This window comes from Desulfonatronospira thiodismutans ASO3-1, from assembly GCF_000174435.1.
Classification (GTDB): domain Bacteria; phylum Desulfobacterota; class Desulfovibrionia; order Desulfovibrionales; family Desulfonatronovibrionaceae; genus Desulfonatronospira; species Desulfonatronospira thiodismutans.
Genome location: NZ_ACJN02000003.1, coordinates 131,058 through 150,549, shown reverse-complemented (window position 1 = coordinate 150,549; position 19,492 = coordinate 131,058). Strand labels below are relative to the sequence as shown.

The 19,492-nt window shown below is 52.8% G+C and carries 24 protein-coding genes and 1 tRNA gene; 19 read left to right on the top strand and 6 right to left on the bottom strand.

Annotated elements, in window-relative coordinates; genetic code table 11:
- Positions 1–180: 180 nt before the first annotated feature.
- From DTHIO_RS12480 to DTHIO_RS12465, 4 genes are all read right to left on the bottom strand, one after another.
- Positions 181–843, bottom strand: coding sequence for a class I SAM-dependent methyltransferase (locus DTHIO_RS12480; RefSeq protein ID WP_008870635.1), 663 nt, complete (start codon positions 841–843; stop codon positions 181–183).
- A 261-nt stretch (positions 844–1,104) separates the two neighbouring features.
- Entirely contained in the window at positions 1,105–1,536 is a 432-nt protein-coding gene (locus DTHIO_RS12475) for a Fur family transcriptional regulator (protein ID WP_008870634.1), read from the bottom strand.
- A gap of 343 nt (positions 1,537–1,879) precedes the next feature.
- Positions 1,880–1,955 (bottom strand) — tRNA-Ala (locus DTHIO_RS12470).
- Between the two features lie 106 nt (positions 1,956–2,061).
- Entirely contained in the window at positions 2,062–2,337 is a 276-nt protein-coding gene (locus DTHIO_RS12465; RefSeq protein ID WP_008870633.1) for a YciI family protein, read from the bottom strand.
- 448 nt (positions 2,338–2,785) lie between these two features.
- On the opposite strand from DTHIO_RS12465, the gene DTHIO_RS12460 reads away from it, so the two are divergent.
- From DTHIO_RS12460 to ruvA, 4 genes are read left to right on the top strand one after another with little or no spacing between them, the layout of a single operon-like run.
- On the top strand, positions 2,786–3,382 hold the full coding sequence (locus tag DTHIO_RS12460; RefSeq protein ID WP_008870631.1) for an RlmE family RNA methyltransferase: 597 nt from the start codon (positions 2,786–2,788) through the stop codon (positions 3,380–3,382).
- Positions 3,383–3,425: 43 nt separating this feature from the next.
- Complete coding sequence (locus DTHIO_RS12455) at positions 3,426–4,175, top strand: YebC/PmpR family DNA-binding transcriptional regulator (protein ID WP_008870630.1); 750 nt, start codon at positions 3,426–3,428, stop codon at positions 4,173–4,175.
- Positions 4,176–4,177: 2 nt separating this feature from the next.
- On the top strand, positions 4,178–4,690 hold the full coding sequence (gene ruvC, locus DTHIO_RS12450) for a crossover junction endodeoxyribonuclease RuvC (RefSeq protein WP_008870629.1): 513 nt from the start codon (positions 4,178–4,180) through the stop codon (positions 4,688–4,690).
- Positions 4,687–5,298 carry a Holliday junction branch migration protein RuvA gene (ruvA, locus tag DTHIO_RS12445; protein ID WP_008870628.1) on the top strand — a complete coding sequence of 204 codons (612 nt, stop codon included), beginning with the start codon at positions 4,687–4,689 and terminating at the stop codon, positions 5,296–5,298. Before ruvC ends, ruvA begins: the two co-directional genes overlap by 4 nt.
- On the opposite strand, the gene DTHIO_RS12440 is transcribed toward ruvA, so the two are convergent.
- Positions 5,295–5,924: a hypothetical protein gene (locus tag DTHIO_RS12440; RefSeq protein WP_008870627.1), complete on the bottom strand. Its 630-nt coding sequence runs from the start codon at positions 5,922–5,924 to the stop codon at positions 5,295–5,297. The genes ruvA and DTHIO_RS12440 overlap by 4 nt on opposite strands.
- 343 nt (positions 5,925–6,267) lie before the next feature.
- Between DTHIO_RS12440 and DTHIO_RS12435 the strand changes: the two genes are divergently transcribed.
- The 13 genes from DTHIO_RS12435 to pal all read left to right on the top strand — a co-directional run bounded on the left by DTHIO_RS12435 (position 6,268) and on the right by pal (position 16,864).
- Positions 6,268–6,531, top strand: a complete 264-nt coding sequence (locus DTHIO_RS12435; protein ID WP_008870626.1) for a c-type cytochrome — start codon at positions 6,268–6,270, stop codon at positions 6,529–6,531.
- Between the two features lie 47 nt (positions 6,532–6,578).
- On the top strand, positions 6,579–6,902 hold the full coding sequence (cutA, locus tag DTHIO_RS12430; protein WP_008870625.1) for a divalent-cation tolerance protein CutA: 324 nt from the start codon (positions 6,579–6,581) through the stop codon (positions 6,900–6,902).
- Positions 6,903–6,994: 92 nt separating this feature from the next.
- The gene (locus tag DTHIO_RS12425) at positions 6,995–7,921 is read left to right on the top strand and encodes a carbohydrate kinase family protein (protein ID WP_008870624.1); all 927 of its coding nucleotides are present in this window, start codon (positions 6,995–6,997) and stop codon (positions 7,919–7,921) included.
- A gap of 151 nt (positions 7,922–8,072) precedes the next feature.
- Positions 8,073–9,179, top strand: coding sequence for a phosphotransferase family protein (locus tag DTHIO_RS12420; protein WP_008870623.1), 1,107 nt, complete (start codon positions 8,073–8,075; stop codon positions 9,177–9,179).
- 144 nt (positions 9,180–9,323) lie between these two features.
- Positions 9,324–10,655, top strand: coding sequence for a tRNA (N6-isopentenyl adenosine(37)-C2)-methylthiotransferase MiaB (gene miaB, locus DTHIO_RS12415; protein WP_008870622.1), 1,332 nt, complete (start codon positions 9,324–9,326; stop codon positions 10,653–10,655).
- A complete protein-coding gene (locus DTHIO_RS12410) occupies positions 10,655–11,152 on the top strand; it encodes a bifunctional nuclease family protein (RefSeq protein ID WP_008870621.1) in 498 nt (165 codons plus the stop codon). The genes miaB and DTHIO_RS12410 overlap by 1 nt, the downstream gene beginning before the upstream one ends.
- A gap of 31 nt (positions 11,153–11,183) precedes the next feature.
- Positions 11,184–11,861, top strand: a complete 678-nt coding sequence (locus DTHIO_RS12405) for a histidinol phosphate phosphatase domain-containing protein (RefSeq protein WP_008870620.1) — start codon at positions 11,184–11,186, stop codon at positions 11,859–11,861.
- Positions 11,862–11,942: 81 nt separating this feature from the next.
- Positions 11,943–12,692, top strand: a complete 750-nt coding sequence (locus DTHIO_RS12400) for an NAD-dependent deacylase (protein ID WP_008870619.1) — start codon at positions 11,943–11,945, stop codon at positions 12,690–12,692.
- A 43-nt stretch (positions 12,693–12,735) separates the two neighbouring features.
- Positions 12,736–13,440, top strand: coding sequence for a MotA/TolQ/ExbB proton channel family protein (locus tag DTHIO_RS12395; RefSeq protein WP_008870618.1), 705 nt, complete (start codon positions 12,736–12,738; stop codon positions 13,438–13,440).
- 3 nt (positions 13,441–13,443) lie between these two features.
- Positions 13,444–13,851 carry an ExbD/TolR family protein gene (locus DTHIO_RS12390; protein WP_008870617.1) on the top strand — a complete coding sequence of 136 codons (408 nt, stop codon included), beginning with the start codon at positions 13,444–13,446 and terminating at the stop codon, positions 13,849–13,851.
- 4 nt (positions 13,852–13,855) lie between these two features.
- Entirely contained in the window at positions 13,856–14,647 is a 792-nt protein-coding gene (locus DTHIO_RS12385) for an energy transducer TonB (protein ID WP_008870616.1), read from the top strand.
- Between the two features lie 240 nt (positions 14,648–14,887).
- A complete protein-coding gene (locus DTHIO_RS12380; protein WP_008870614.1) occupies positions 14,888–16,222 on the top strand; it encodes a PD40 domain-containing protein in 1,335 nt (444 codons plus the stop codon).
- Between the two features lie 39 nt (positions 16,223–16,261).
- Positions 16,262–16,864, top strand: coding sequence for a peptidoglycan-associated lipoprotein Pal (pal, locus tag DTHIO_RS12375; RefSeq protein WP_008870613.1), 603 nt, complete (start codon positions 16,262–16,264; stop codon positions 16,862–16,864).
- Positions 16,865–16,912: 48 nt separating this feature from the next.
- On the opposite strand, the gene DTHIO_RS12370 is transcribed toward pal, so the two are convergent.
- A complete protein-coding gene (locus DTHIO_RS12370) occupies positions 16,913–17,449 on the bottom strand; it encodes a hypothetical protein (protein WP_008870612.1) in 537 nt (178 codons plus the stop codon).
- 67 nt (positions 17,450–17,516) lie between these two features.
- On the opposite strand from DTHIO_RS12370, the gene DTHIO_RS12365 reads away from it, so the two are divergent.
- Positions 17,517–19,280, top strand: a complete 1,764-nt coding sequence (locus DTHIO_RS12365) for a carboxyvinyltransferase (protein WP_008870611.1) — start codon at positions 17,517–17,519, stop codon at positions 19,278–19,280.
- Positions 19,231–19,491 carry a hypothetical protein gene (locus DTHIO_RS12360; protein WP_008870610.1) on the top strand — a complete coding sequence of 87 codons (261 nt, stop codon included), beginning with the start codon at positions 19,231–19,233 and terminating at the stop codon, positions 19,489–19,491. Before DTHIO_RS12365 ends, DTHIO_RS12360 begins: the two co-directional genes overlap by 50 nt.
- The last annotated feature ends 1 nt before the right edge of the window (position 19,492 follow it).

Genomic DNA, 19,492 nt, shown 5'->3' with positions numbered 1-19,492 from the left:
TCAGACAGTTTACGCCCAGTTTGCCGAACCCCCGGCCCCTGGCTTTTCGTCCGCAGGTGCTGAATAGCTACATTTTACCCAGACTTTCATGCTGATTTTCAATATCATTAACAGGTAAATATAAAAAGTCAAGGGGTTTGACTTTGAATGTAGTTATCAAAGGATATTTTTTAAAAAAAGTCAAGTCCTTTTTTCGAGCTCTTGAGTGTTTTTTTCCGCCGGCATTTCCTTGATGAGGACCACGCTTTTCTTGCCGAGCATCTGCTTGACCCGGAGGCTTTTGCAGCCGCATTTATCTGAAAAGTTGTCCGCGCCGGGGTAATAGCTGCAGAGATAATCCCTGGGATCCCTGAAGACTATCCTGGACCCGGGGCTGACATGCTCCATTACTCTATTGAGTACAGGGCCCATGGGCCGTACATGCAGGGAGAGCCAGACAGCATCAAACCCGGTGAAATCCAGGTTGGTTCCACAGCCGGCGACAAGACTGACCCTGTCCTTGGTGCCGGATTTTTCCAGGGCTCTTCCGGCCCATCCAAGGGTGCCGGCGTCCTGATCCACGGCAGTGACCCTTGCACCGAATCCGGCAAGTCCCATTGCCGTCATGGGCAGGGGGCCGCATCCCACGTGCATGACCTGCATGCCGGGTTTTATTCCCGAGGCCTTGATTTCGCTTTGCAGCATCTTTTTATAGAAAAGCCTGTAATATGCCCGGGCAAAAAAAGGCCAGGCGCTTCCAATGGTCTCCAGGCGTTTGATGAAGTTCAAAAAAATCTTGTCAAAACTTAGTTTTGCCGTGCCGAAGGCGTAGGCGGCTTCTGTGGATATGGGTTGGTTGTTCATTTGAGCCTCTTGTCAAAATAAGGTTTTAAGTTGGGCTGCAGCTGGAATCTGCCTGCAGCGTTATAAATACACCTGCAGGGCGAAATAGTTTTGCCATATCCCCATGCAGGGTTTATGGCAGTTATTTTTGATAGTTAAGCCTCTTTGCCTTTGTTTGATTTTTGAGTTGATTATCAGTATCAATAATAGCCTGATGATATATATTATTCATTGGCTTCTCCTGATTGTTTCCGGAATAGACTTTTTTAAGAGTTCTGAAATCTACTTGCCGCTGCACTCGGCGCAGTAGCCGTAAAGATACATGCTGTGCTCATTCAGGGTGAATCCGTGCTGACTGGCCAGTTCTTCCTGAAGTTTTTCTATGCGGTGATCAACCACCTCTACATTTTTTCCACATTCCTTGCATATCAGGTGGTCGTGGTGACTCTGGCCATAGTAGGGCTCATATCTGGCAACACCATCCCCGAAATCAACTTCCCTGGCAATGCCGGCGTCTGAGAGCAGTTTGAGGGTGCGATAGACAGTAGCCTGCCCAATGGACCGGTCCTGTTCCCTGGTTTTACGATACAGCTCTTCAGGGGAAATATGGCCCTGGGTATTCCAGAACACATCAAATATTATGGCCCGCTGAGAAGTAAAGCGCAGTTTTTGTTTGGCCAGATACTGAAAAAACTGTTCCCGGGCATCCTGCATTGTCTCTCTCCCTGATATTGAATATCTTTATCTGCATGTTTCAGGCTTTGTCAACACAAAATTTTAATAAACCCTTTTGCGGACGAAATTTATATGCAATCCTGAAAAAAATAAAGTTTTTTTGTAACTGCCCACCAAAAAAATACCTGTTTTCTGGATGGGTAAGGGTGCCGGGTAGGGATGGAGTTGCAGGGTAACCATTCAGGGGATGCCTTGTGCCAGGAGCTACAACTGAGTGCCCCTGAATGGTTACGCTATAGGGATAAGAAGCATTTTTGTTTTGATGAAATAGATGGGGTAAGCTGGATGTTTATATCTGCAACTACTTGAAATTATTAACTCTTGGTGGAGGCGGCGGGACTTGAACCCGCTACCTCAGCCTTGCGAAGGCTGCGCTCTCCCAGATGAGCTACGCCCCCCTTGAGAAATTTTAAATACATTATCCAAAACAGATGCTTTTGGCAAGGCGCAAGCAGGACTCCCGGTGGTTGCCCTGTTGCGCCTGTTTGACATGTCATTGATTTTTTACATGACTTTTTTTACCCGCATAGCTTCCCGGGAAGCAAACAGCCCTGCCTTTACATAAGGGTCCTGGTCCATAATGGAGTTGACCTTTTCCACGTCTTCGGTGTCGAAAATAATCAGGCTGCCGTTCATCTCTCCCTGGTCATCCAGAAGAGGCCCTGCAAAGTGGATCAGTCCCCGGTCCTGCAGATCTTTTAACATGGCTACGTGTTTTTCCCGCTGGGCCTTCCTGGTTTCCAAGCCGCCCGGCCTGTCTTTGCCTATGAATACTACCATTGAATCCTCCTTTTTTTGTACGTATATGCTGTGATGTAATCATTCAGGGGGATGCCGAAATCGGCATGGGGACAGTCCCCGCGACACCTTGCCTTCACAATCACCAAAATTACAAGCTCAAAATTCCGTGATCCTGCACAGACCTACACAGCGAGGGACAGTCCCCAGACCTTGTGCCAATAATCAACACCGAGCAGGGGGATGCCGAAATCGGCCTGGGGACAGTCCCCGCGACACCTTGCCTTCACAATCACCAAAATTACAAGCTCAAAATTCCGTGATCCTGCACAGACCTACACAGGCGAGGGACAGTCCCCAGACCTTGGTGCCATAATCAACACCGAGGACCCCCTGAATGGTTACGTTGTGATTATCTTTCTACTTGCATCGGTGCAGCGCATATCATATATGATGTCAGCAGGCTACGACGTATTGGGAAATCTTTGTTATGAAAAAAATCCGCGATCACTATTCCAGGCAGGCCAGGCAGGATAATTATCCGGCCCGATCTGTGTACAAGCTAAAAGAAATGGACAGGCGTTTCAGTTTGCTGCGCCCCGGACAAAAGGTCCTGGACCTGGGGGCATCGCCTGGTTCCTGGTGCAGCTTTGCGGCCCAGAAAGTTCAGTCCAGGGGATTTGTTCTGGCAGTGGACCTGAAGGAACCTACACTGTCATTTCCACAGCATGTAGTTTTCATTCAGGGAGACATTATAAACGACAATGCGGCAAGGGAGCAAGTCCGGGATTTTGCCCCGTTTGACCTGGTTTTAAGCGATATGGCTCCCAAGACCACGGGTATAAAGATAACCGATCAGGCCCGGTCTCACGAGCTTGCCCGGGAAGCATTCGACCTGGCCCGGGAAATGCTTGGACCGGGCGGCAGCATGGTGGTGAAAATATTTGAGGGACCGGACGTACAGGAGCTGGGCAGGGAAATGAAGGCCTGCTTCAAGCGCGTCAAGCATTTCAAACCCAAAAGCTCCAGGGCTGAAAGCAAGGAGATTTTTCTGGTGGGGATGGAACTGGTTCAGCAAGAAGTTTGATATATGTCAGGATGTTTACCTATAAAAACAGGAGAATTTATATATGGCAGGACACAGCAAATGGCACAATATCCAGCACAGAAAAGGCAGACAGGATGCCAAGAAGGGCAAGATCTTCACCAAGGTGACCAAGGAGATCATGCTGGCTGCACGCGACGGAGGAGGGGAGCCGGACAAGAATCCCAGACTGCGGGCGGCCATTGATTCGGCCAAGTCCGCAAACCTGCCCAAGGACAAGATTGAGACAGCCATTAAGAAAGGTACCGGGGAACTGGCCGCGGACCAGATTGAAGAATCCGTATGCGAAGGCTACGGTCCCGGGGGAGTGGCCATGCTGGTGCAGATAGCTACAGACAACAAGAATCGCACCGTGGCCGAGGTAAGACATCTTTTGAGCAAGAATGGCGGGTCCATGGGCGAATCCGGGTGCGTGGCCTGGATGTTCGACCATAAGGGTGTTTTATCCTTTGACAAGGAAAGCTACAGCGAAGAACAGCTCCTGGAGGTGGGGCTGGAGGCAGGAGCCGAGGATATTATTGACGACGGTGAAGTCTGGCAGGTCCGCTGTGCGCCTGAAGACTTCACCCCTTTGCAGCAGGCTTATCAGGAGGCCGGAATGGAGGTAAGCGAGGCAGAGCTGACCATGGTGCCCCAGAATACCGTAGGGGTGGATCCAGAGACTGGGCGAAAAGTCCTCAAGCTCTATGATGCCCTGGATGACCTTGATGACGTCCAGAATATATACACCAATTTCGAGCTGCCGCAGGAGCTCTTGCAGGAACTGGAGAATTAAGCGTGACCAGCTCTTCTTCAGGGCTGGTCATCCTGGGCATTGACCCGGGCTCCAGGTGCACCGGCTACGGTGTGGTGCGGGAGACATCCGGCTGCCTGGAGTTACTGGGTACGGGAACCATCAGGACCAATGGTCAGGATGATCTGAGCACCAGGCTGGATACCATATTTACCCGCATCTGTTCGCTTATCCATGAGTTTTCCCCGGACCAGGCCGCTGTGGAAGAGGTTTTCACCTCCAAGAATGCCTCCTCGGCTCTGAAGCTGGGCCAGGCCAGGGGGGCGGTGATAGTTGCCTGTTCGCACCAGAAAGTGCCTGTTTATTCCTACGAGCCCACCCTGGTCAAGAAATCCCTGGTGGGCGGCGGCCGGGCGGGCAAGGAACAGGTGGCCTTCATGGTGGCCCAGATGCTTGGGTGCAAACCCAGGTGGGCCCAGGATGCAAGCGATGCCCTGGCGGTAGCCATAGCCCATCTTAATCAGCGCCGGGCAGCAGGGTTTGGAGGTTTTAAATGATCGCTCTGATCCGGGGGACCCTAGTGAGCTTTAATGATAAGAGCTGCCTGGTCATGACCGCTTCCGGGCTTGGCTACGAGGTGCATGTTTCCGCCATGGGACTGCAGAATATGCCCGGACAGGGGGAGGAGCTTGAGCTTCATACCAGCATGGTGGTCCGGGAGGATGCCCTGGACCTTTATGGATTTTTCACCCGGGATGAGCGCGAGACCTTCAATGTTCTTCTCAATGCACCCAAGCTGGGTCCCAAAACAGCCCTGGCCATACTGGGGATTTTTTCCCCTTCCCAGATCCAGAAAATCATCAATACCGAGGATGAGGCCGCCTTGACCCAGGTCCCGGGAATAGGCTCCAAGACAGCCCGCAGGCTCATTCTGGATCTCAAGGACCGCCTGGGGTTCATTTCCCCGCAGCACGAAGACCCGCGCCCCGCCCCTGGTCCGCGCGGCGTGCGCCAGGATGTACTGGCCGGCTTGACCAGCCTTGGTTATTCAGCTGCAGAAGTGACCCCGCTTCTGGACGAGGTCCTGGAAAAAGAGCCGGATCTGGATGTAAGCTCGGCCATCCGGGCTGTACTCAAGGAAAAAGCCCGGGAAAAGCTTGGTTAGAACCTCTGGCGCAAACCCAGAAGATAAAAGTCAGAAGCACCTTCAACCCCGCCGTACAGACCGAAAACCCCGGAGCGGTGATGAATGCGGTAAGTCAGGCTGGTATCCGGAAACCGGGGCAGAGTTAACTCGAGCTCGAAAGCCAGGTAATTGAGGATGTTCTGGCTTTTGCCCCTGTCGGTCTGCAGTTCGCGCTTTGGGGTTTCAGTGGTGGCTGAGACTCCGCTTCCAACGGCCAGGGTGGTGTCAATCCACTGGTCCCAGGGAAATGTATGGTAGCGGACCAGAATGGCTCCTACAAACTCTTCGTAGTCCTGGCGGCCGGTTTTATGCTTGCCGTGATGCTTGGCAAACATGCCTTCAAGTTCCCAGGAAAAATGGTCCCAGAACCTGCCCATTTCCCGGGCCAGGGCCAGGCTGTGCATGTAGTTGCTTTCCAGCCTTCCAGGGACGTTGAAGATGGCCTGCCCCACGGTGCGGTCGGTGTACATGCCGCTGGACAGGGTCAGGCTCCATTTTTTTTCCTGCCTGGCCTGTCCGTCCTGGTCCTGTTCAGCGGCAACCAGGGCTGGATGCAAATGCCAGGCAAAAACTAAAAGCAGGCAGAACAAGAGCTGTTTTTTCATGATTTGTGCGAGGCTTGTTTATCATTAATACGATCAGCTACTTAAAAGCATATATCTTAAAACATAGTGTGTGTAAACAGCCCGGACTCAGCCTTTTTTCTGGAGTCAGTAGCCGGACGGCTTTAATTTTGCAGTCTTTTTCCCGGCCGTTTGCATTGCAGGTTTAAATGGTTTATCAAACACGGTAGATAGGGGGGCTGGGTTATTTCAAGAGACAGTCCCCGTGCCACATGCAAAGATAAACAGCTGTCGGCCAGATGATTGATTCGTTGTTCAGAAGTCAGGAAAATAAAAATTAATAATGACAGGTTGTTATGAGAAGCAGGTGGTAAAGGAGGATGTTATGAACAGATTTTTGATTTTTGTTTGTGCTGTTGCTGTAGTGCTGTTTTTTTCCCTGAGCATGGATCTCAGGGCCGGCAGCCATGAAAAGGGGGAGGAGCTGGTATCTCAGAAGTGTTCTACATGCCATGGACTGTCCAGGGTGCAGGATGCTGATAAGTCACTGGAAGAGTGGGACAGTACCGTAGACAGAATGATCAGTTATGGTGCAGGTATTTCCCAGGACGAGAAGCAGGCAGTGGTGGAATACCTGGCCGGAATATAGTCCGGCAGATTAGAAAACAAAACGAAATTCCGGTATGGAGGTGCCATATGTCTCATGTATTTGCATACATCACAGCCGCAGATATGCAGGAAGCTCAGCGTGTGGGCCGGGCCCTGGTGGAAAACGGCCTTGCAGCCTGTGTCAACGCCCTGGACAACATGACTGCCATGTTCATGTGGAAGGGACAGATGGAAACCGAGAAAGAGGTAGTGCTCCTGGCCAAAACCAGGGAAGATCTCAAGGATAAACTGGTGCAGAAAGTTCTCGAGGTGCACAGCTACGAATGCCCCTGCGTGGTTTTTGTGCCCATTCAGGGCGGGCATACTGAATTTCTGGACTGGATTGATACAGAAACCGGAAAAAGTGGATGAGCATGTTGATCAAGGCCTAAAAATTATTAACTTGTAACCATTTTGACCCGGCCTTGCCAGGTAGAGGGTCATGAAAACAAAGGAAGGTTGAAATGAAGATTTTGGTTTCGGGATCTGTTGCGTATGACCGCATCATGCCTTTTCCGGGCAAATTTGCAGACCACATCATGCCGGACAAGATACATATACTGAATGTATGTTTCCTGGTGGATGGACTCATTGAAAAGTTCGGAGGAACGGCAGGTAATATAGCCTTCACCCTGAAGCTTCTGGGTGAAGACCCCGAGATCCTGGCTACTGTGGGAAAGGATTTCGGCAATTATGAAGCATGGATGCAGAAACATGGTATCAGCCTGGAAAGCATCCGGGTCATGGAAGAAGATCTTACGGCGTCCGCCTATATAACCACAGACAAGTCGGACAACCAAATAACAGGATTCAACCCGGCAGCCATGAACCATTCCTCACAGTTCAACTTTGACCGGATTGCCCCGGAAGATACACTGGCCATAGTATCCCCGGGCAACCTGGACGATATGTACAATTACAGCCGCAAATACCAGGAGAAGAAAGTACGCTACATATTCGATCCGGGCCAGAATATACCGGCTTTTTCCGGGGAAAAGATGCTGGATATGATCAGCGGTTCATATATTCTCATAGCCAACGACTATGAACTGGAAATGATCATGAAGAATACGGGCAAAAGCAAAGCAGAGCTTCTTGAATATACTGAAAATATTATTACTACCCTGGGTGAACATGGCTGTTCGGTGCTAAACGGCGGGGATGACGCTGTACTGCCCGCGGCCAGGGTGTCCCAGGTGGTTGACCCCACCGGTGCAGGGGACGGATTCCGTGCCGGGCTCATAAAGGGCCTGGCCGATGGAAGAAGCGTGTCCCAGGCGGCAAAAGTGGGGCTTACCAGCGCAGCCTATGCAGTGGAGCACCACGGCACCCAGGAGCATTATTTTACTCCTGAGGAATTCTGGAAAAGGTATAAAGATAACTTTGAATAAGATCCAAAGCGGGCTATGCCCCCAGCACAGGTAGTCGGTTATCAGTTACTGGTCACCAGGAAAGACCGGATAACCAGTAGCTGATAACTTTCTGGTTTTAACCAGCAAGCAAATATTGCATTAAGTCTGAAAATCCCCGGGGAGGTGCAGCATGTCCAGTACAAAAGACAGAAGTCCGGCCCTGCAAATAGACTTGAGCAGCCTGCAGGATTATCTGCAAAAGCAGTTCGGAACCGGGGCCAGGCTCATTGAGGCCGGGGAAATGGGCTCTGCAGGCAAGCAGGGCATGAAGGAATTCGGCTACGGCAAGCCCCTGCACATCAGGTTTGAGCTTGATGGAGAGGAAAAGCAGGCCGTACTCTCCACTATGCGCGGTGACAGCTTCGGTCACCAGTTTTACTGGGACCGGGCGGCGATTCTCATGTTCCAGTACGAGACCGGGGAAAGCATGGAAAAACATGTAAGCTCCCTTGGTTTCGGGTACGTGGACAAAAAGGACAACCTGGTTCCTGTGGTGGAGCCCAGGGAGTTCTTTATCCTGCATGAAATGGCTGAAGGATATGATTATTTCCTGGACCTGGAGCGTATTAAAAAAAAGGGACTGAAGCAAAGCGACCTGGAACTGACCAAAGAGTTTTCCCGCTGGATGGCTCGCCTGCACAGCCGCAGGCTTGATGATGCGGATCTTTACCTGCGCCGCATAAGAAATCTTATCGGCGCGTCGGAATGCATTTTCGGCCTGGTGGATTCCTACCCTCACCCTTATGACCTGTTTCCTCCGGAAAGGTTTGAGGAACTTGAGTGCAGGCTTATTTCCTGGCGCTGGAAACTGGGCAGCTTTACCCATCGCCTGGCCGCGGTGCACGGGGACTTTCATCCCTGGAATGTACTTGTCCAGCCTGACGGCGATTTCCGGGTGCTGGACCGTAGCCGGGGGGAGTGGGGAGAACCAGCCGACGACATCACCACAATGACCAGCAACTATCTCCTGTACTCCCTTTACAGCGGTCCATCCCTGAAAGGCGACTTTGAAAAACTTTACCGCACCATGTGGGATACTTACCTTGAAGAAACCGGGGACTGGGAAATTCTGCATACCGCGGCACCGTTTTACGTATTCCGGGCCTTAGTTATAGCCTCTCCCAAGTGGTATCCCGGTCACTCCCGGGAAGTCCGCATGAGCCTGTTCAGGTTCATGGAAAATGTCCTGCAGGATGAAGAGTTTGATTATGAGAATATAAATAAGTATCTGGGGTAGGATTGGGGGATTTAGGGATTCGGGGATTTAGGGATTCAGGAATTTTGGGATTGGGGCATGGGGCATAGGGCATAGGGCATGGGGCGTGGGGGAGTAAGAGTGATGGCTGTTGACTCTTTACACCGTTGTGTTAAGTCTTAAGGTATGAATTATTATATCTTTACGTTCGGCTGCCAGATGAATGTCAGCGACTCCCTGTGGCTGGATCAGGCTCTGCAGGCCCTGGGCCTTAAGCCCTGCTCCAGGGAGGAGGAAGCCGATATATTTCTCATAAATACCTGCAGTGTGCGGGAAAAGCCGGAGCAAAAGATATACAGTCTGCTGGGCAGGCTGTATGAGTATACCAGGGAAAAACCGCACGTCTTCGCCGGGGTGGGAGGATGTGTAGCCCAGCAGGTGGGCAGGAGGTTTCTGGAGAGGTTTTCCTTTGTACGCCTGGTGTTCGGGACGGACGGCCTGGTCATGGTGCCGGAGGCAATCAAGAGGCTGCTCAAGGACAGGCATCTGAAGACCAGCCTGCTTGACTTTCAGGATCACTATCCGGAAAGAAAGGGATACCAGCCGGAAAAGGCCCCGGTCCAGGCTTTTGTAAATATAATGCAGGGCTGCGACAATTTCTGCGCCTACTGTATTGTACCTTATACCAGGGGGCGGCAGAAGTCGCGTTCCTCCCGGGAAATTCTGCAGGAGTGCGCCGGGCTGGTTGCCCGGGGATGCAGGGAGATCACACTTCTGGGGCAAAACGTCAACAGTTTCGGCCAGGACAAAGAAGGCAGGGATATACCTTTTTCCGAACTTCTTCGCAGCGTGGCCGCATTGCCGGGCCTGGAAAGGCTCCGGTTTACCACGTCTCATCCCAAGGATATCGATGAGGAGGTTATCCAGGCCTTCGGAGAACTGCCCGCACTTTGCCCGCACCTTCACCTGCCCCTGCAGTCGGGCTCTGACCAAGTGCTTTCATCCATGGGGCGCAAGTACAACAGTGACGACTACCTACGCATCGTTGAGAAGCTCAGGTCCAGTTGTCCGGATATTTCTCTGACCACCGACCTGATAGTGGGTTTTCCCGGTGAGACGGATGCCGATTTTGAAGATACCATGGACATTGTGAAAAAGGTCGGCTTTGACAGCAGTTTTTCCTTTAAATATTCGGATCGTCCCGGAGTTCGGGCAGCAGACATGCAGCCCAAGATCGACGATGAAACAAAGACAGAGAGGCTTGCCCGGCTTCAGCAGCTGCAAAGCGAATTGACCCGGGACAGACTTGCCGGTCGTGTGGGAAGACAGGAACTGGTGCTCGTGGAAGGCAGGAGCAAAAAACAGGGGCCGCCTGATACAGTATCCTGGACAGGCCGAGATCCTGGTGGAAGACTGGTGCACGTGCATTTGCCCGTGGAGCGGGACTGCACTGGAGAGGTGCTCCGCGTGACCATTGTCAGAGCCCACAAACATTCCCTGAGCGGAGAGGTGATCTAATGCTTATCAAAATGGAAATATTCGGACTGGCCATGGACGAAAAGACCAACATGCCCCTGGTCATATTAAAGGATGAAGAGGACAAGTATATTCTGCCCATCTGGATCGGGGCCCTGGAAGCCATGGCCATATCAATACCCCTCAAGGGCATGAGCATGCCCAGGCCCATGACCCACGACCTTTTCCTGGATACATTGAATAACCTGGGAGCCCATCTGCTGCACGTGGAGGTGACCGAGATCAAGGAATCAACCTACTATGCAGTGATTGTGCTGCAGCAGGAGGAAAACGTCCTGCGCATAGACAGCCGGCCGTCCGACGCCATTGCCATGGCGGTAAGGGCCAAGGTTCCCATTATGGTTCGCCAGCAGATACTTGAAGACATCATGAAGGAGCAGCAGGGTGATTACCAGGTGGTGCTGGATGATGAAGAAAGCAAGAAGTGGGCTGAGATACTGGAGAAATTCAACCTGGATGATACCAAATACAAGATGTGAACAAGGCTGGACTAAGGTTTGAGAGCAATAAATGATTGATCTGCACACGCATACTGTTTACAGCGACGGTGGCCTGATACCTGCGGAACTTGCTAGACGGGCCAGGGCGGCAGGCTACCGCGGCCTGGCATTCACCGATCACGTGGATGATTCCAATCTGCGGCACATCCTTGAAAGCCAGCAAAAGGTGGTCAGAGACTACTGCCTTTATACCGAGATTGAGCTTCTCGGGGGAGTGGAACTGACGCATGTGCCTCCGCCCCTGATGGAAACCGTAGTTAAAAGCGCCCGGGATCTGGGGGCCGAGATAGTCCTGGTCCACGGGGAGACCATCGTGGAGCCGGTGGTCCAGGGTACCAACCATGCAGCCATCCGGGCCGGGGCTGATGTCCTGGCTCACCCGGGACTGATTACCCCGGAAGATGTCCGGATGGCGGCGGAAAAAGGGGTGTATCTGGAAATCACCACCAGGAAGGGGCACAGCCTCACCAACGGCCATGTGCTCAACCTGGCCAGGATCTACGGGGCAAAGCTGGTTATAAATAATGACGCCCATGGCCCTGAGGACCTGGTAAGCCGGGAAATGCGGCAGAAAATCGCCCTGGGTGCCGGCATGGACATGCAGGAATACGAACAGGCGGAGCAGAATTCCCTGGATCTCTTGTCCAGGTTGAGAAAATCCGGTAATACAGGCGGTTCTCAGGATTGAGCGATTCTGACCCTGTCAGATCAAAAAAATGCACAGGCCGGTTTTATATGTCTGATATTAACATAAGCAACAGCATTACATATGTCCAACAGTGAAAAACTCTACCAGGAAGCAGCTGGAGCCATTCGCAGTTCTGAGTGCATGCTGGCTTTGACCGGGGCCGGCATATCGGTGGCCAGCGGCATTCCTGATTTCAGAAGTCCGGGAGGACTGTGGTCCAGATACGATCCCCAGGCAGTGGCCTCGGACTGGGCCTTAGAGAACAATCCGCGGCAGGTCTGGGAATTTCTGCTGGAAGCCGTAGGCATGATTGCCGCTGCAAAACCCAACCCAGCCCATGAAAGCCTGGCCCGTATGGAAGATATGGGTTATTTAAAGGCCGTAATTACCCAGAACATAGACAATCTGCATCAGAGAGCAGGCTCCAGAAAAGTTATAGAATTTCACGGAGGGGCCGGTACTTTCTATTGTCACAAATGCAAAAAAAAGTATAATCAGCAAAAAGCGCTGGAACTCACCAGAAAAGATATACCCTGGCTTTGCAGCCAGTGTTACGGGGTTGTCAGGCCGGGGGTGGTCTTTTTCGGGGAACAGATACCGGAACAGGCCTTGCAAGAGACCAGGCGTCTGGTGCTGGCAGCGGACCTGGTGCTTGTGGCCGGCACTTCCGGGGACGTGGCGCCTGCCGGAACTCTTCCGCGGTGGGTCAAGGAGCAGGGGGGCAGGGTTATCGAGGTCAACCTGGGCCGGACCAGTTTCCAGAATATTTCGGACATCCGGCTGGATGAACCGGCCGAAACCGCTTTGCCCCGCATAGTGGAAGCCCTGTAACCAGCCTGAGAATTTACGCGCACAATACCCATCGAGGTTTTATATGGATATATTTCTTCCTGAGCAGGGGCTCTGGAGCATGCTGGCCCAGGCTTCGCTGCTCATCCAGTTTATCATGCTGGTTCTTCTGGTAATGTCTGTGTCCAGTTGGACCATTATAATATATAAATTTATTTCTTACAGGCGGTTCACAGAGAACTTAGGCAATCAGCTGCAGATTTTCGACAGGGCGTCGGACCTGGCCGAGGCCATGAAAAAGGTCCGCCAGGATGCCGATTCTCCCCTGTACCGTATCGGTTTTTCCGCCCTCAAGGAGATCCAGAAGCTGGAGCAGAGCCAGCTTTCCTCCAGCGTCAAGTTTCGCATCGCTGAAGACAATGTTCGCCGGGTGCTGAGGCAGGGGGTAAGCACACACCTGAAAAAACTCGCCTCTTCTCTGCCGTTTCTGGCTATCTGCGCCAACTCCTCCCTGCTCATCGGACTTCTGGGCACTGTATGGGGCATCATGAACGCCTTTCACGCCATAGGCGTGCAGCGGGGAGCTTCTCTGGCCACTGTAGCTCCGGGCATTTCCGAGGCCCTTATTACCACGGCCTTCGGACTGGTGGTGGCCATTCCGGCCACAATTTTCTATAATATACTGTGGGAACGTCTGAACAGCATCCAGGCAGATCTTATTTATTTTGCCGGTGCTTTTCTGAACCGGGCCCAGAGAGAGCTGCCCTGGATGGAAAAGAGAGAAAAATAAGGCATGGACTTCGATCCCCTGGGCAAAGGATATATTTCGCAGACCAATGTCACTCCCATAGTGGATGTAATGCTGGTACTGCTGATAATTTTCATGATCACGGCTCCCATGCTGAGCCAGGGGCTGGAGGTGGAGCTTCCCCGCACCACCATGGTGGAGACCCTGCCCCATGACGAGGACACCCTGGTGGTTCACGTGGACAAAGAGGGTGTGATCTACCTGGATGAGTACGAAGTGGAGCTCAATGAACTGGCCGGGCATCTGCAGAGAATGATCGAGGAAAGGGACAGGCCGGTTTACCTGAGGGCTGATCAGGATGTACACTATGGCCTGGTGGTCCGGATCATGTCCGCAGTCAGGGAAGCCGGAGTTGAGCGTCTGGGGGTGCTGGCCGAACTGGACACAGACTGATTCCATGCAGATAGTATCCTTTCTGGTCTCTTTTCTGATGCATGTCGCTCTGATCCTGGTCACCCTTATCACCTTCAGCAAGCGCCCCCAGGAATTTCCTGAAGATCTGACCCGGCACGTATACGAGGTAGAGCTTTCGCATTTTGCCAGGCAGGCACCGGAACCTGAGCCTGAACCCGAGCCCGAGCCGGAACCTGATCCTGAGCCAGATCCAGAACCGGAACCAGAACCGGAGCCTGAACCGGAACCAGACCCCGAGCCAGAGCCCGAGCCTGAACCGGATCCCGAACCGGTACCCAGGCCAGATCCTGAACCAGATCCCGAACCCGAACCTGAGCCAGAACCCGAACCAGAACCCGAACCAGAACCCGAACCTGAGCCTGAGCCTGAACCGGAACCTGATCCCGAGCCCGAACCTGATCCGGAACCAACCCCGGAGGAAATAAGGCAACAGGCCCTGGCGGAACTGCAGGAAGAGGCGGAGCAGAGACGAAGCGAGCGCCCGGCCCGGGAGCCGAGCGGTGCCCTGGAGGTTTATCAGGCAATAGCAGCCGAGCACATCAAAAGAAACTGGAGATTTCCCAGGATCGGGCGTGAAGAGGACCTGGTGGTCAGGGTGCAGGTGGAGATTGATTCGGGGGGGCGTATTCTGGATTACAGCGTGGTCGAGGGTTCAGGCCGGAGTGAGTTTGACAGCTCAGCCCTGAGGGCCGTCGAGGACACATCAAGACTGCCTGAACCGCCCGGGGACATAAGGACCCTGGTGATTGATTTTAATCTGCAGGATATGCTGTGAATGGAAGAGGTATGGGGCAGAGGGAAGAACGTGTGGGTGTATGGGAGTATGGGTGTATGGGAGTGGGAAGAGGAGGAGATGGAGCATGGGGCAGGGGGAAGAACGTGTGGGTGTATGGGAGTAAAGAGAATTGCCTGTGCTGTACGCAAAATCTTTTGAAACGTCAGACGTCGGGCACAGGCAGGGCTTTGAAGTTCAAACCGGTTATATTATAACCTTAACCAGTCAATCAGAACTTAAATGATCAAACTACGCTTTTTTATTTTTCTGTCGGCGATTTTCCTGGTGGTGAGCCTGCTGCCTACCAGGGCCTGGGCCCAGGATTCCCTGCACATTGACATATTCGGTCCCGGTGAGGACAGGATAAATGCCTTTGTCGCTCCCCCCAGGGACCTGCAGTCAGAGGTCCTTCACAATCCGGAGCTTGGCAGCCGGATTTATGATGGACTGCAGTCCAACCTGGGTCTTTTGCCTTTTCTCACCCAGGTGAATCCGGAGCATATCCTGGGAGGACCAGGTGTAGAGGGTGTGCGGGGCAGGGATATAGATTTCCGCAAGTTCAATCTTTCCAGAGTGGATCTATTGCTGACCATCGGCCTGGAGCAGCATGCCGGGGGTCCGGGGTCGGTGGAAATCAGAGCTTTCGAGGTATTTGACCAGAGGATGATACTGGGCAGAGCCTATGACCTGCAGGACTTGGACCAGGTGCCTTTGATGCTCAGGCGCTTTTGCGCAGAACTTATGGAATACCTGACCGGCAACGGAGACTTCTTTCGTTCCAGGCTTGCTTTTGAGCGCAAAAAAAACGGAAACAAGGATATATGGTCTGTAACCCCCCAGGGCAACGACCTGACCCGACTGACGGACTTAAGAGGCATAACCCTCAGCCCTGCCTGGTCTCCAGACGGCAGCAGAATCGCCTTCACCCTTATGCGGGACAATGAGCACCACCTGGGAATATGGGACCTGGAAAAGGGTGAGGAAGAGGTTTTTTCCATGCCTGGAAATACTGTGATTTCACCTGCTTTTTCGCCGGAGGGCAGGCTGGCGCTCAGCCTGGATCCCATGGGTCGTCCGGACATATACTGGCTTGATGACGACTACGGCGTTGATGAGACTATAATGGAGCACTGGGCCATTGATGTGTCACCAAGCTTTGACGCCAGCGGCACAAAGATGGCTTTTGCTTCGGGCAGGCTGGGCAATCCGCATATCTTTGTCCATGATTTTGAAAAAGGTCAGATACAGCGGGTTTCCTACGAGGGCCGTTACAATACCAATCCCAGCATAAGTCCGGAAGGTGATTTTGTGGCCTTTACCCGGCAAACACCGGACGGGCACCGTATCTTTGTTGTCGACCTTGAGACCGGGCGAGAGAAGCAGATTTCCTCCGGTCCGGGCAATGATGAGGATCCGGCTTTTGCCCCGGATGGATACTTTGTGGCCTTTTCCTCCAACCGCAGCGGGGAGTACAGGCTGTACCTGACAACCCGCAACGGTGATGAACCAAGGGAGATATCCACCGGGGAAGGTAACGCCAAAGCCCCGGCATGGGGTCTGGAAAAGGATTTTTAGGGTTATTAAACCTTCAACATCATTTACAGGGAGAAGTGTATGAAAAACAGGACAGTCATGCTGCTGGCTCTGCTTCTGGGGCTGATCATGTTTGCCGGTACCGGATGCGGCAAGCGGGCAGTGGAGGCTCCCACGGATCCTGCCGCAGAAGAGCTCACAGAAGAGGAAAAGGCCAGGCTTGAAGAAGAAAGGCTTAAAGAAGAAATGGAAAGGCAGGCCCTGGAGGAGCGAAGGCTTCAGGAAGAGCGCATGGAGCGGGAAAGAGACGAAGTTGATGCTGAAGCCAGGATTCAAGATGCAATGGAGGAAATCACCGCAAACCGCATCCATTTTGCCTTTGATTCCTACGAGCTCGATGCTGATGCCCGTTCCGCCCTGCAGAAGATTTCCGAGCACATGAAAAGGTTTGACGAGTTGCGCCTGGTCATTGAAGGCCATACCGACGAAAGAGGTACGGCGGAATACAACCTGGCCCTGGGGGAAAGAAGGGCCAGGGCGGCTTATGAATTCCTGGTTCTGCTGGGAGTCTCCTCGGATCGCTTGCAGATCATAAGCTACGGCGAGGAGAACCCCTTAGTGGATGAGTCCAATGAGTCAGCCTGGGCTCAGAACCGCCGGGCGGAATTCAAAGTCCTGGATTAGACCGGGGCCTGAGCAATTGTTTCAGCAAGACCTGCTCCGGCGAAACAACTATGATGGGGGGTTGAAAAGACCTTCCATACGAGGGAGATTGAGCTTGGGGCAGGTCGGGGCAAGGTAGCAGACCTGACATCCGTTTTTGTAAGGATAAAAAGTCAGGGTGGAATACTTGTAATTGAGAGTCCCCTGGTTGGAAAATTCCAGCCCTACCCGGGACAGGGATCTTTTCATAATCTTGTTGGGCTTGGGCACCGGTGCGCACTGATCACGGCCTATGCTGGGGATAAGTTCCTGCAGGGCGCAAGTGATCATGGTCTGTACCAGGGCCTGGAGCTTGAACCCCTTTGAAGGCGAGTCCGGCCAGATTTCATCGATTTTTTCCTCCACTGACCTGTCCATAAACACGGCCAGATAACCTTTTTTTCTGCCGAAGATATAGATGCTCAGTGCAGGACTCCATTGTTCCCAGTAACCAAGCATCTCCGCCACTTCCGGGCCGTCAAGGTCCCCGGTCTGGGCCAGAGCCATATATGTGGGCAGGTCAAAGGATATCTGGGGGTCGATTTTCCGGGCTTCCAGTAATTTCACGTTATTCTCCCTTTAAAAATTTTATCCCGGGTAATGCAAACCCTGCCTCAGGGTCAAGGGGCAGGATATGTCAAGGACATTTTTTCTGCACCTGCAAAAGGACTTTTTGCAGGTGCATCCGGTGGATGTCTGGTGGATTTCTATCCCCGTGGATCAACTATTGCTTATGGGCATAATTAGTATTAAACATGCCTGCATCGCAGACGTTTATGATCATCAGGAAACAGGAAACGACATGAAGCAAAGGCCCATGGAAACTATTCAGGAACTGCAGGCCCTGGATAAAAAGCTTGCTTCCCTTATCGCCAGACGCAGCAGGCTTTTGGGAGATCTGTCCCGGAACAGGCAGGACAAGAACAAGAGTCTCGCCGATCCGGAACTGGAGAAGAGGCTCTGGCAGGTATGGAAAAAGGAGCTGCAGCCCAGCAATCCAAGCCTGGTGCGCCAGGCCTTCACCCTTTTAAACAGCATGGGGTATTTCGAGGCTGAAAGACCCCACGGGGACAAGCCTTTTTGCCTTTATCCCACCAGAAGGCCGCTTGATCACGAGTTTCCGGGGCCTCTGGACCTGGAGCTGGTCAGGGGCCTGGTGTCCATGGCGGCACTTACCCCCCGGCAGTGCATGCTGGAAGGGCTCAACGTCAATGATGAAATCCTGGAGCTGGTCAAGGCGGCCAATCAGTGCGGGGCAAAACTGTCATGGAGGTCCAGCACCCTTCTTGGGCAGGGAATGGGTGATGTGGACCTGGACGGACAGAGTCTTTTTCTGGGGCAAAGCTCCTTTAATTTTTATTTCTTTTTCTGCCTGGGTCTGGGGCATCCCTGCAGGATCAAATTCTCCGGATCGGCCACGCTCAAAACCTTGAACCTGCGTTTTCTGCTGAATCTGGCACCGGCTCTCGGGGCCAGGCTCAGTTCCATAGAGCCCCAGAGCTACAGTCTGCCGGCCAAGCTTGAAGCAGGCGGCAATCTTCCGGAAGAAGTGGAGATACCTGAAGATGCAGACCCGGAGTTTGTCCGGGCCTTGATGCTGGCGGCAACTACTTATTCCAGCCCACTTCGCATCAAGTATCCCCGGGCGGCTGAAGTCCAGGTCACGGACTGCCTGAAAATTTTTGCCGCCTGCAGAATCAGAGCCCAGGAGCAAGGACAAAGAACCATAACCGTGCAGCCGGGGCAGCCTGTTCTTGAGGATCATGCGGACATACCCCTGGATCCCCTTCTTTCGGGTTTTCTGCTGGCCCTGGCCAGGATGGGTAAAGGCCGGGTGCGGCTTAAAGGGAACTGGCCCAGGAAGTGCGCCAGGGCTGAAAAAATCCTGGACCTCATGCGCAGGTCAGGCCTGGATATAGAACTGGAAGAAAACGGCATTGCAGCCAGAGACGGGGAGCCCAGGCATAAACCGGTCTTTGATCTGAGTAGTTTTCCGGAAATAACCCCCCTGATCTTCCCCCTGGCCCTTACCAGGGAAGATGACGCGCCTGTAAGACTGCTCCTGCCCCGGGAGAGCATTCACCTGGAAACGGTCTTGGACCTGCTGGTCCTTCTGGGATACCAGTTCAGCCAGGATGATGAAGGCCTGAGCATTTTCAGCAGGCAGGCACATCATGATAAAAGTCCGGCATGGACAAGCCCTGGTCCCTGCTGGAGCCTGGGGTACTGCCTGCTGTCATTCAGGTTCCCCGGGATATGTCTTTGCAATCCCGGCAATCTGGCCGCCCTTTGGCCGGGTTTCTGGAAAATATTTACCAACTTGTCCCCAAAAAAAGCACAGGAAAGCGATGAACATTTTCAAAAATCAAGAAAACGGATCCGTATCCAGGGAGATTGAGCGCCTGGATGCTGAACTGGAAGAGATAAGGCAGCAAAAGGACATGTGCCTTAAGCGCAAAAAAACGCTCATGTCCGAGGAAAAACCCAGTGAAGGTGTTTTCTTTAACGATGAAATTCACTCCATGCAGATGGAAGCCCTGCGGCTGGAGGTGGAAGCTGAAACCAGGCGCAAGAAGATAAACCGCCTGCGCCTGGGATATGAATCATAGG